The organism is Adlercreutzia mucosicola DSM 19490 (assembly GCF_000422625.1).
In the GTDB taxonomy this organism is placed as follows: Bacteria; Actinomycetota; Coriobacteriia; order Coriobacteriales; family Eggerthellaceae; genus Adlercreutzia; species Adlercreutzia mucosicola.
The window spans coordinates 373,821-383,025 of record NZ_KE383895.1; the positions used below are offsets into that span (position 1 = coordinate 373,821).

7 protein-coding genes are annotated in these 9,205 nt (G+C 62.2%); 1 reads left to right on the forward strand and 6 read right to left on the reverse strand.

Annotated elements, in window-relative coordinates; genetic code table 11:
- Positions 1-506: 506 nt before the first annotated feature.
- The 6 genes from G503_RS0112605 to G503_RS0112630 form a co-directional block, all read right to left on the reverse strand.
- Positions 507-1,247 (reverse strand): hypothetical protein, encoded by a 741-nt coding sequence (locus G503_RS0112605; protein WP_028027840.1) that lies wholly within the window; start codon positions 1,245-1,247, stop codon positions 507-509.
- A 61-nt stretch (positions 1,248-1,308) separates the two neighbouring features.
- Positions 1,309-1,458: a hypothetical protein gene (locus G503_RS16440; RefSeq protein WP_156892020.1), complete on the reverse strand. Its 150-nt coding sequence runs from the start codon at positions 1,456-1,458 to the stop codon at positions 1,309-1,311.
- 212 nt (positions 1,459-1,670) lie between these two features.
- A complete protein-coding gene (locus G503_RS0112615) occupies positions 1,671-3,011 on the reverse strand; it encodes a hypothetical protein (RefSeq protein WP_028027841.1) in 1,341 nt (446 codons plus the stop codon).
- The gene (locus tag G503_RS0112620; RefSeq protein ID WP_028027842.1) at positions 3,004-4,110 is read right to left on the reverse strand and encodes a hypothetical protein; all 1,107 of its coding nucleotides are present in this window, start codon (positions 4,108-4,110) and stop codon (positions 3,004-3,006) included. The genes G503_RS0112615 and G503_RS0112620 overlap by 8 nt, the downstream gene beginning before the upstream one ends.
- A gap of 104 nt (positions 4,111-4,214) precedes the next feature.
- On the reverse strand, positions 4,215-5,996 hold the full coding sequence (locus G503_RS15300; protein ID WP_051191287.1) for a VirD4-like conjugal transfer protein, CD1115 family: 1,782 nt from the start codon (positions 5,994-5,996) through the stop codon (positions 4,215-4,217).
- Positions 5,997-6,106: 110 nt separating this feature from the next.
- A complete protein-coding gene (locus G503_RS0112630; RefSeq protein ID WP_028027843.1) occupies positions 6,107-6,691 on the reverse strand; it encodes a ClpP family protease in 585 nt (194 codons plus the stop codon).
- Positions 6,692-7,294: 603 nt separating this feature from the next.
- Here G503_RS0112630 and G503_RS15305 point away from each other — a divergent pair.
- Positions 7,295-8,695, forward strand: coding sequence for a peptidylprolyl isomerase (locus G503_RS15305; RefSeq protein ID WP_035023114.1), 1,401 nt, complete (start codon positions 7,295-7,297; stop codon positions 8,693-8,695).
- Positions 8,696-9,205 lie beyond the last annotated feature (510 nt).

Consider the following 9,205-nt stretch of genomic DNA (forward strand, 5'->3'; position numbering starts at 1 on the left):
TGGCGGGAAGAGTAGCGACGCGGCTCGTGTCGCCATGGGAGGTGATGCCCGGCAGGGCATCTTTGCTATGCGGTTCTCAAGGTGCGGGGGCGTCGGGAAGCAAGCCCGGCGCCCCTGTCCTGCGATGTGGCAACCGCTGGGGACAAGAAGTAGTTTATGAAGGGAGAATTTGAGTCTCGTAAAATTTACGAGCGTAGAGGGGAGACGAAGCGCGGGTGCTGCGGCGTAGCCGCGCTGGCTGGGCCGAGGCCATACCTATGAGCTGGACGCAAATGGTAAAGCTGCTCTGAGGGGTTCCCTGTCGAGGCTCTCTTTTACCTTATACGAGATAGTATCTGTATAAGGAAGAGAGCCTCGACAGGGAACCCCTCAGAGCAAAGCGTTGTTGATGTTCTTCATGATGATCTCCTCCTGTTTGAAAGAAAAAATCCCGCGACTCGCGCGGGATTTGGTGGGTGGATTGGAGGTGGTGTAATCAACTTTCAGTTGATTACACCCTTATATTACTATTTCCAATAAAGGACGTAGTTGTTAGAACCGCAAGCGGGGCAATAGCTGTTACCACTGGCTTTTCCTGAGTGGCCACAGTCAAAGCAGTCTCCATAGGTTTGAGCGTTGTTCATGCCTGTATCAGATTCCACGTAGTTGTCATTATGATCAGGCTCAGGCTCGGGAGCAGGTGCCGGAGCAGGCTCAGGCTCGGGAGCAGGAGCCGGCTTGGAGGCGCTGCCGCCACCGTTGGAGCTGCCGGAGTTGGACGAACCGGAGTTCGAACCGCTGTTGGAGCTGCCACCGTTGGAGCTGGAGCTACCGGAGTTGGAGCTGGAGCCAGCATTGGAGCCCTTGTTGGAGCCGCCGCCGTTAGAGCCGGAGTTGGACTCGGCCTTGTCGGCGGGCACGTAGCGGGTCTCGCCGTCGGGGGTCTTCACCGCGACGGTGCCCTCGGGGGCGTTCTCGTCCTCGACGATCTCGCCGCCATCGAGAGCGGCGTCATCGGCTGCGGCCTTGGCCTCCTCGGCGGCCTTCTTAGCGGCCTCGCGCTGGGCGGCCAGCTCCTTGGCTGCCTTCTCCTCAGCGGCCTTCTCGGCAGCGAGCTTGACCGTATCCTCGACAGGCTGGGTCATGATGCCCGGATAGTCCAGGGCGGCATCGGTGCGCTGGGAGGCGCAGCCGGCCATGAGGGCCATGGATGCGAGGGACAGTGCGGCCACGACGGCCACGATCTTCTTAGCGTTTACGTTCTTCATGATAATCTCCTCCTGTTTGAGATGTTTTCCCCGCGGCAAGTGTTAGTGCTGCATGCTTTCGCTACGGCAGGGGCGCCGGGGCGGGGATTTGGGTGATGATCTGCTTTTTGAGGGATTGGTCCTGTTGCTCCAGATTGGCGAAGCCGGCCAGGATGGTGTGGGCGCGCTGCAGGTTTTCCAGCAGCTGGTCGCGGGTCATGGGTTCAGTCATAAAGCCTCCTTGCGTGTGGTTTCAGGCGGAGGCTTCCAATGAGGAGAGCGTCCACCTCGATTGCCACATCGCAATGCCCCTTGTCACTCAAGAAAGCAAAGAACGGAGACGCTCCCCAGCATCTCTTTCTTGAGTACAAAGAGGTAAGCCCCTCGCGGGACAGGCTATTACGATGTGGCGTTGCCGATTGTAGCACGGAAGCCGGGCAATGCCTAGAAATCGTCCTCGCCGAACAACGCGCGGAAACGGACGGGGCAGTCGGGTGGCACGAAGAGGTTGGTTTTGCGGTAAAAGTCCAGGTTCTGGTTGAAGCGCGGGTTGGTGGCGCATTCGTCTTGGAAGATGGCCAGGGCGTTGGCAGCCGCCAGAGCGACGGTGCGCTCGGGGGCCAGCACCTCGGCGTTCATGTTTTCCAGGCGCGTGTCGGCGCCGTTGGGCTGGCGGCGCAGCAAGGGCAGTCCCAGAAGATTCGGGTCGGGATCGGGGCTGCGACGCAGGATGACGAAGAAGAACGCAGGCCGGGGCAATGCGCGCATCTTCTCGCGGGTGGCGCGGCTGCACCACGCCTCTAGGGCGCAGCCGTTGCCCTGGAGCAGATCGGGTCCCATGAGGTACAGGCCCGCACCGCTGCGATCGTCCAGCAGAAGCGGCACCAACACATCGGAATAACCCTCGGGTTCCCGTGCCATGGCCTGCCACAGCTGCACGATGGATGCCTGCAGGTCGCCGTCAGCCGCGGCTGGTGTGCTGTTGGCCTGGTAAGCTAGGGTCGTGGGCGTTGGACGCGCCTGATCTTCCGCAGCTGGATTCGTGTAGGCCACGCGTTGGTAGCGCTCCACCAGGCCCAGGGGGATGTCCTTCAGGCGGGGACGCCGCGGAGCGGTGATGGTGGTGCTCGCTTCGTCGGCCACCGAGGTGGCGGTCTTGATGTTCTCGTCGTTGGCTCGCCCGCTTGGCGGCTCCTTCATCGCGGCTTCCCAATCGTCCTGCTGCAGCAATTGTTGCTGCCGGCGACGCAGGGCAGCGGCAGGGTAGCCGGCATCATAGAGCCACGCTTCCGCTTCGGCCCCTACGAGGCGCTCGATGACAGCCTGGTATGCGGCGCCTTCCAGGGAAAACGGCGGCCATTCGGGGCCCGATTGCTTGCGATAGTCTTCGCGGGCCCACTGCAACCGCCCCTCGCGTTCCTCGGCGCTGCCCAGAGCGCGCTTTTCCATGATCGTATCCAGGGCGCACTCCATCACCCGCTCGCACAGGTTGCCGCGCCGCCGCGGGGCGGTGCCGTCGGGCGTTGAGGTCAGGGCCATCTCGGCCGCCTTCCGTAGAGCGGCCTCGGCGAGCGCCGGCTGCGGGGCCAGATGCCCGTGAGCTACCAGCAGCCGCTGGGCCTCTTCGGTGGCGCCGTCGCACAGTAGCTGCTTCAGCTGCACACGGAAGGCCTGGCGATGCTCCTCGTATTTGAAATCACCCAGCTGAGACTGCAGCGGGTGGTCGCCGTGGCTGCAGTAATCGTCCCGCAGGAAGTTCAGCAGACGGTCACGCAGGCTACTCATGGCAAGCCCTCGCCGTCAGGCGGCTTTTTATCTTGCCCAGCAGGTATATGGCCTCATCGACGGTATTCTTGCGGGCCAGCTGGCTCAAGCCCTCTTGGGCCAGCAGGGTCTCGGCGGCCCGGGACGCCAGGTTGGCGAAGTTGTCGGGGCAGCCTCCCCCCTCGAACACTTCCTCGCGCAGGTTCAGGTACTGCTGGCAGAACTCGTCCGCATCGGAGAAACTGTCTCGCCACGCTTCAAGTTGCCCGGCGATGCGCCGGTGCTGCCGCTGACTTTCCTGCTCGGCCGCCGTCATGGCGTCCGTTTCCCATGAGGAGCGCTTCTGCGCCTCGTCCAGCAGCTGGTTCCACTGCGCTTCGAATGCCGCGCGGTTCTGCCGCACTATGTCGGCGTCCAGCTGGCCGCTGGCCACCGCCTCGTCCAACTGCTGGGGTGACATGAGGGGCAGTCCCGCCCAAGCGGCCTCGTCCAGCGCCTGCTGGTAAGGACCTGCTACCATCTCGCGTAGGTGTGGCGGGATGGCGTCGGCGATGGGGGTGCCGGCCAGCACCTGGTATACGTCGTCCATCATGGCGAAGAAGTCGTCGGGGCGCGGCACGCCTTCGGCCAGGTAGTCGGTGGCATCACACAGCTCTTCCAACAGCAGCGCCCGCGGGTTGGCGGCCCGATTCTGGGCCGATGCCGCCAGCTGCGCCACGTCTTCCACGGTGCCGGCATACCACGGCGTGTCGGACGCCAGCCGTACGGCGCAGTAGAAGAAGGGGAGCACGATGGCACTTTCGGGTGCGGTGGCCAGGGGTGCCTCGTTCAAGGGCAGCTGCTGGTAGCGGGCGAAGAGCCCTTGCTCCTTCAGGCGATCGATGGCCTCGTTGCGGGCGTAGGCCCGGGCCAGACGTTCGGCCAGCGCCCGTTGCTCGGCGGCTGTTTCCGTCCCCAGCTGAGCCAGCGCGGTGTTGCGACCAGCCAGCAGCGATTCCAGCTCCTGGGTGGCTTCCTGTAGCTTTTCCCTTCGCCGCTGCAGCAGTGCAACCTGCTTGAGGGTGATCGCGGGCGCGTTCTGGCTTGCAGCGGTGGGGATGGCGGTGTCGCGGCTGTTCACGGGGTGTCCTCTCTGTTGCGGTGGGAATATTGTAGCGCGACCCGCCGGGGGAGGGTGCCGGGATGCCGCAAGGGCATCCCGGCACCCGGCGCATCGCGCGGTTGTTACGCCGCCTGTTCGGCGCGCATCCAGCGAATTTCCTCTTCGAGACTGGGGAACATCTCCCCTTCCCGCTGCTCTCTCTCGGCGATCTCGGCCGCCCTCTTCGCCTCGGGCAGCTGCGCGTAGCAAGGGTGCTGCTCAAGCGGGTAGCGGCGCACCTGCTGGCCGCCCGCGCCGTCGGTGTACAAAAAGGCGTTGTTCACCGGCGGCTTGAGAATGCGATCGGGCAGGCAGCTGGCCAGGGCCGCGATGTAGTCCACCGTGTCCAGATCGTGGCCGCCCAGATACAGGATATGCGCGCAATTGTTGATGATGGTACGGGCGCGATCCTGGCCGTACATGGCGCTGAGCTGGGTGATGCTCTGCAGCACGATGCTCACCGCGATGCCGCGCGAGCGGATGACCGACGTGATGTTGTCGAAGTCGGGGATGACCGCGCTGGCGGCGAAATCGTCCAGGTACAGTCGCACCGGATGGGGCAGCCGGCTGCCAGCGCACTCGGTGTCGGCGAAGATGCACAGCTCGCTGATGGCCTGGCTGTACAGCAGATTCACCAGCTTGTCCATGGATCGGTCGGTATCGCTGACGGTAAGGAAAAGCCCGGCGAAGTCCGTGCCCAACTTCCTGAAGTCAACCTGCGGGGACGTCGTGTAGAACGCGATGGCGTCGGAAAACACCAGCGACGACAGCTGATCGGTGGCTACGCCCACGATGCAGGTGAAGGTCTTCTCGGCATCGCGCACCGCTCGTACCGAGCTGAACTGCTTCACGAACAGGCAGTTGGGCCGCGCGTTGGCAATTTCCACGAAGTTCTCCTCCATTTGGTTGCTGTCGGCCGCTGTGATGAGGTCGTACACAGTGCCCAGGTGCTGCTGCTCTTTCGGCAGCCATTCCAGGGTGTAGGCGATCATCGCCGCGATGAGCGAGCGGGCAGCATTGCTCCAGTAGGGGTCGTTCGAAAGCGTGGGCGGGCACAGCGTGGTGGCGATGCGCATGACGTCCTGCTCCCGAGCCTCGCCAGTAAGGGGATCGATGCGGACGAACGCCAGCGGGTTATAGCCGAGGTGGTTTTTGGGGAGGTCGGTGAAGTCGATGGTGTGCACCAAGAAGCCGCTGCGCTTCAGGACGATGCCCACCTCGTTGCGAAGGTTGCCCTTTGTGTCGGTGACGATGAAGCTCTCGGGATTGGTTCCCGTGACGGGGAGCGCCCCCTGCATCAGGTTCGGCTTGATGTAGTGGCGGGTTTTGCCCGAGCCGGTGGGGCCGATGATGAGGTCGTTGTTGTTCAGGCCGGTTTTCCAGGTGTCGTTCGAAACCTCCACTCCCTCGGCCAAGATGCGGTGCGTGCGAATGGGCACGGGGTTCTGCTTGGATTTCGCGTAACCCGCCGAGACATCCAGGTCGTCGAAGTCGTTGCGCGGGCATTTCTCGGGCATGACGGCTGCTACTTCTTCTGCTGGTGCAGACACGGAGGATACCGTGGCGTCGCAGTTGAGATAATACTCGTTGAGATAGTAGTCATCGAGATAGTCGTCCGACTTTCCGTCGTCGCCCTCGTAGAGGTCGTAGTCCAGAACCGCTTGCTCGTACCGGTACACCTCAGCCTGGTACCATGCAAAGTCGTCTTCCTCCTCTTCGAACAGGTCGTCATCCTCCTCAGGCAGATCGCTCTCTTCGGGTAGGTCGTCCGCACCGATCTGCATACCGGGGGTGCTTTCCGGCGCTTCCGTTTCCTGGAAGTCGGGGGCGCCGCAGATTTGCTCGTTCAGGTTTTCGTTTGCCATGATGGCCTCCTTTGTCGGTGGTTTGCGTGCTGCGTGCTGCTGCTTGTGATGGGGTGGTCGGGGCCGCCCGGGGCGAGCCGGGCGGCAAAGCGGGTTAGATGCCAACGCGCCTAGAGGGTGGTTATTACACGGTCGGCCAGGCCGAACTCCACCGCCTGTGCCGCTTCGAAGTAGCTGTCGTGGGAGGTGGTGGCAAGCACCTCGTCGAGGGTCTTGCCCGTGTGCTCGGCGATCACCTGGCCGGTTATCTCGCGCACCCGCATCAGGTTGTCGCTGAGGGCCTTCATCTCCAGCGCGCTGCCGGCCGCCGGGCTGGCCAGGATGGGATCGTGGATCATCACCTGCGAGTGGGGCAGCATGTCCCGCCTGTCGCCGGAGATGAACAGCAGCGCTGCCATACTGGCGGCCATGCCCAGGCACACGGTGCGCACGGGGCAGCTGATGGCCTTCATTACATCGTAGATGGCCAGGCCGCTGAGCACCGAGCCTCCGGGACTGTTGATGTAGATAGTGATTTCGCCGGCGGGGTCGGCCTGTTGCAGGTAGCGCAACTGCAAGCACAGGTCGTCGGCGGCGCTGTCGTCGATGGGGCCCGTGCACTGGATCTCGCGGCGGCGCAGCATCTCGTCCTGGATGCGATAGGAATGGATGCCCGAGGATGTCTCGCGGAGGATGTATGGAAGAGTGGCGGCCATGTTCTGCTCCTTTGCGGTTCGGCGGGCGATGCCCGGTTCGTTCGTTGCAAGGAGCATTATGCGGAGGCGGAAAGATACGTCCGTAAAATTTACGAGCGCATGCTATTGTCCAAACACCGCCGAGGAAGCGATTCTGTCGAGGGTTTGTCGCTTGTCGAGGGGGACGGTTCTCTTGACACTCGGGACGGCTGAAGCCCTCCCCTATGGAGGTGCCGCTGCCAAGGGAACCGTCCCCTTGACACTGGGGGTGCTGTCAAGGGAGCCGTCCCCTTGACACCCTTGACAGGGGGACAAAGGGGCGAAAATGTGCGGTGGGGTAGGGTATTGACAGGGTGATGATAGGTGACGAAAACCCTTATTTTTCAGGGGAGTTGCAGGAATGTGTGGGTTTTGTTGCGGGTGTGTGCGGTCTCCGTGGTTCGTCGCTTCGAGCGAACGTCCTTTGGAATAATAATCGCTCGTCCACAAAAGGGCTTGCTATGCCCAGCGCACGCCTTCCCTGTATGAATGTGCAGGGCCTGGCGGGGAGGCCAGGTGTGGCGGAGCTGAACGAATGTGTCCAGGCGTAGGGTTTGGGCAACGGAGTGAAAGGTTGAGGGAATCATGAAATTCACCTCGTTTGTGAAGAGCAAGACGCTCAAGAGCGTAGGCGCCGTGTCGGTCGCCCTGGCTCTGGGTGCTGGTCTCGCGGGCTGCGGCGGCAATGGCGCCGGCGGCGATGTAGCTGCCACGGTCAACGGCCAGAACATCATGGAACAGACCGTAACCGACTACATTGCCGATTTCCGCAAGGGCGCGAACCTGGAGTCCGACGAGCAGTGGGGCCAGTGGATGGTGTCCAACGGCTACACGCCCGAGTCCGTGCGCGAGGAAGTTATCAACTACTACGTCGACCAGGACCTCTACGAGCAGGCTGCCAAGGAGTACAACGTAGCGGTGGAGCAGGCCGACATCGATGCCCAGCTGGAGCAGACCAAGGCGATGTTCGAGAGCGAGGAGGCCTTCCAGGAGGCGCTCACCGCTAGCAACATGACCGAGGAGTCCTACATCGAGAAGGTCATCACCCCGACCCTGTTGCAGCAGAAGCTGTCTGAGGCCGTGGCCGCCTCCAACACCGAAGAAGGTGGCGACGATGCCGTGCTGGCCCAGGCCCAGCAGGCTGCCGAGCAGTGGAACGGCGCCAAGCGCGTCAGCCACATCCTGTTCCAGTCCGATGACACCGTCTCCGACGAGGAGCTGGCTGCCCAGGCCCAGGACGTGCTGAACAAGATCAATGCCGGCGAGCTGTCCTTCGAGGAAGCCGCCCAGCAGTACTCTGCCGACTCCAGCGCCCAGAACGGCGGCGATGTGGGTTGGGACAAGCTGTCCACCTTCGTGACCGAATTCCAGGACGGCGTCAACGGTCTGTCCAAGGACCAGGTCAGCGAGCTGGTGAAGACCGACTACGGCTATCATATTATTAAGGTGACCGACGAGTTCACCCTGCCCGAGGGCGGCCTGACCTCGCTGGATCAGCTGCCGGATGACTTCCGCAGCTACCTGGAGTACATGCAGCAGAGCAATGACAGCCAGAGCTTCGCTACTTGGTTCGCCGAGTATCGCGAGAATGCCGAAGTCGTGATCAACCCGATGCCCGAGGGCCTGCCCTACGCCATCGACCTGGCTCCTTACCAGCAGGCCGCTGACGACGCCGCCAACCAGACCGAGACGCCCACCGTGGAGGAGGGCACCGAGGCCGGCACCGATCAGGCTCCGACCGACGAGAGCGCTGGCCAGGAGCCGTCGGCTGACGACCAGGTCAGCACCCAGGGCGGCGAGGCCGCAACGGATCAGCAGACCGACGGCACTGCGCCCGAGAGCACCGAGGGCGGCGACGCTGCCGGTGACCAGACTGGCACCCAGGGCGGCGACGCTGCCGGTGACCAGACCGCGGGCGATCAGACGACCGACGGTACTGGCGACCAGGCCGCCGACGGCACCCAGGGCGATCAGACCCAGCAGTAATCCTGTCTCATCCCCTTACGCACTGCCTGAGGGCCCGCGCATGCGGGCCCTTTTTCATGCTCCGAAGTCGGGAGGTAGCATGAGTGGAAACTAAGGGCAAGAGCGTGCCAGAGACAAAGTGTCAATAAGGTGCGTTGCTCTCTGAAAGAATGCTGAAAGCAATTTCAGATTCAACTCGCCATTATTAGGTAAGCCCCGAAAAGTACCAATTTACCCATTCACTACCCTGTATTTGACACGGTAAAAAGCGAGTAACACTGTCAGCTTATCCATAAGCTAGCAACATTTACTTCATAAACTCTTAACAATTGTGCACTTTTTTCAAAAAAAATGAGCCATTGCACCAATATGAGAGTGTTATTGGACTGTTACCACCTAGACAGCGCTTCGATAAGTTCTAGAATTCGTTACCAAGTATCACTGTGGCCGAACTGCGCCCTTATGCTGAAAAAGGCATGAAAAGCGCAGGACGGAATGCGCTTGACGTAGAGGCTGGCAAGACGGAGAAGC

Excerpts from the sequence above, each read along its gene's own strand:
- G503_RS0112605 (WP_028027840.1), bottom strand. The coding sequence starts at position 1,247 with ATGAAGAACGTAAACGCTAAGAAGATCGTGGCCGTCGTGGCCGCACTG.
- G503_RS16440 (WP_156892020.1), bottom strand. The coding sequence starts at position 1,458 with ATGACTGAACCCATGACCCGCGACCAGCTGCTGGAAAACCTGCAGCGC.
- G503_RS0112615 (WP_028027841.1), bottom strand. The coding sequence starts at position 3,011 with ATGAGTAGCCTGCGTGACCGTCTGCTGAACTTCCTGCGGGACGATTAC.
- G503_RS15300 (WP_051191287.1), bottom strand. The coding sequence starts at position 5,996 with ATGGCAAACGAAAACCTGAACGAGCAAATCTGCGGCGCCCCCGACTTC.
- G503_RS0112630 (WP_028027843.1), bottom strand. The coding sequence starts at position 6,691 with ATGGCCGCCACTCTTCCATACATCCTCCGCGAGACATCCTCGGGCATC.
- G503_RS15305 (WP_035023114.1), top strand. The coding sequence starts at position 7,295 with ATGAAATTCACCTCGTTTGTGAAGAGCAAGACGCTCAAGAGCGTAGGC.